Raw genomic sequence first — 2,333 nt, forward strand, 5'->3', positions numbered from 1 at the left:
CGTCCCTCCCTCCCGAAAGACAGGCCATGACCATCACCGAGAACCCCGCCACGACCGCCGCCGGCTACATGGGCTTCGTGGGCGTCAGCACCGGCTCGTCGTCGATCATGCAGGTGTTCCCGAAGTGGGCGCAGGTCCTCGGACTCCCGACCCACCACCTCGTCGGGCACGACCTGCCCATGGACGCGACCCCCGAGCAGTACGTCGCCATGGTCGAGCAGATCCGCGACGACCCGAACCACCGCGGCGCACTGGTGACGACCCACAAGATGAACGTCTTCGCCGCGGCATCCGACCTCTTCGACGAACTCGACCCGTTCGCGGTGTCGTGCTCCGAGATCTCCAGCATCTCGAAGCGCGGCGACCGTCTGATCGGCCGCGCGAAGGATCCGCTGACGGTCGACCTCGCACTGAACGACTTCCTCCCCGCCGACCACTTCGCGCGCACCGGCGCCGAGGTCGTCATCCTCGGCGCGGGCGGCTCGGGCACCGCGCTCAGCTGGGCGCTGGCGGAGCGCGAAGACGCTCCCGCGCGCATCACGGTCACGGCACGCGACGACGACAAGCTCGACCACCTGCGCGAGGTGCACCGCCAGCACGGCACCGCTGACGGGCTCATCTCCTACGTCCGCACCGACACGGTCGACGACGCCGCGGCGATCGTCGCCGCCGCACCCGCCGGCTCGCTCATCGTGAACGCCACCGGCCTCGGCAAGGACCGGCCCGGCTCGCCCCTGCCCGACGACGTCGTCTTCCCCGAGGGCGCCTGGGTGTGGGAGTTCAACTACCGCGGCTCGCTCGAGTTCCTGCACCAGGCGCGCGCGCAGGAGTCCGACCGCCGGCTGCACGTCATCGACGGCTGGCGGTACTTCATCCACGGCTGGTCGCAGGTCGTCGCCGACGTGTTCGAGCTCGACCTCACGCCCGAGATCGTCGAGCGGCTGGCGGATGCCGCGGAGACCGCGCGACGATGATCCGCACCGTCCTCGGCGACGTCGACCCGGCCGAGCTGGGGACGACGGACTATCACGAGCACCTGTTCCAGGTGTCCCCGCTGCTCCCCGGCGACGAGCTCGACGACGAGGACCTCTCGGGCGTCGAGGCCGCTCTGCTGCGTGACAGCGGGTTCGCGGCGATGGTCGACGCCACGCCGATCAGTCTCGGGCGCGACCCCGAGGCCCTCGCCCGCATCTCGTCCGGCACGGGGCTGCGGATCGTCGCCACCACCGGAAGGCATCGCGAGGCGCACTACGCGGCAGACCACCCGATCCGCGCCCTCGACGTGGACGACCTGGCCGCGCGGTTCGTGCGCGAGATCGTCGAGGGGATGCCGCGGGACGATGTCGATCCCTCCGGTGCACCGGCCGTCGCTCCCGACGGCGGCCCCGTGCGCGCCGGGCTGCTCAAGGGCGGCGCGGACTACTGGCGCATCGGCGACTTCGAGCGCACGACCCTGCTCGCGGTCGCGGCGGCCCATCGGACGACCGACGCGCCGGTCATGGTGCACCTCGAGTTCTGCACCGCAGCCCACGAGGTGCTCGATCTGCTCGCGGGCGAGGGCGTGGCATCCGATCGCGTGGTGCTCGCGCACGCCGACCGCGACCCCGATCCCGGTCTGCACGCGTCGCTCGTGGAGCGCGGCGCCCACCTCGGCTACGACGGCTTCGCCCGCCCGCGCACACGGTCGGATGCCGAGCTGCTGACGCTGACCGCTGCCGTGGTCGACCGCGTCGGCGCCGACCGCATCGTGCTCGGCGGCGACGTCGCGCGCCGCACCCGCTACATCGCCTACGGCGGCATGCCGGGACTCGGGTACCTCGGCGAGCGCTACCTCCCGCGCCTGCGGGATGCAGTGGGAGACGACGCCGTCGACCGGATGCTGGTCGCCAATCCGGCCCGCCTGCTCAGCCTCTCCGCCGCCCCGGGTCCTGTCCCCGGTTCTGCCCCCGGTCGCTGACCGAGGCAGCGAAGCCGCCGAAGCGAGGGCGCCGCGCGTCGCATACCCTTGACCACCGGCATCCCCACCCGAAGGAGCACCCATGTCCGACCAGACCATCCTGCACGCGATGTTCACCGCCCGTCCCGGCGAGGGCGATCGCGTCGCGGACCTGCTGCGCGACTTCGCCGAGGTCGTCCACGCGGAGATCGGCAACGTCCTGTTCGAGGCGACCCGTCTCGTCGACGACCCGGACCGGTTCTTCGTCTTCGAGGTCTACCGCGACGAGGAGGCTTTCCAGCAGCATCTCGCCTCGCCGGCCGGCGCCCCCTTCAACGCCGCGCTGCAGGAGCTGATCGTCGAGCCGGCCTCGATCCTGACGTTCCTCCGCCGCATC

At 71.8% G+C, this 2,333-nt stretch carries 3 protein-coding genes; all 3 read left to right on the top strand.

Annotated features, from left to right (window positions below; all coding sequences use genetic code 11):
* Window positions 1-26: 26 nt before the first annotated feature.
* Entirely contained in the window at window positions 27-974 is a 948-nt protein-coding gene (locus tag A4X16_RS14780) for a shikimate dehydrogenase family protein (RefSeq protein ID WP_067121908.1), read from the top strand.
* Entirely contained in the window at window positions 971-1,957 is a 987-nt protein-coding gene (locus A4X16_RS14785) for a phosphotriesterase family protein (protein WP_067121912.1), read from the top strand. Before A4X16_RS14780 ends, A4X16_RS14785 begins: the two co-directional genes overlap by 4 nt.
* A gap of 82 nt (window positions 1,958-2,039) precedes the next feature.
* Window positions 2,040-2,333: putative quinol monooxygenase (locus A4X16_RS14790; RefSeq protein ID WP_067121915.1), on the top strand; the 294-nt coding region annotated here is incomplete at its 3' end.

It is taken from the genome of Microbacterium sp. H83 (genome assembly GCF_001650405.1).
Lineage (GTDB): Bacteria > Actinomycetota > Actinomycetes > Actinomycetales > Microbacteriaceae > Microbacterium.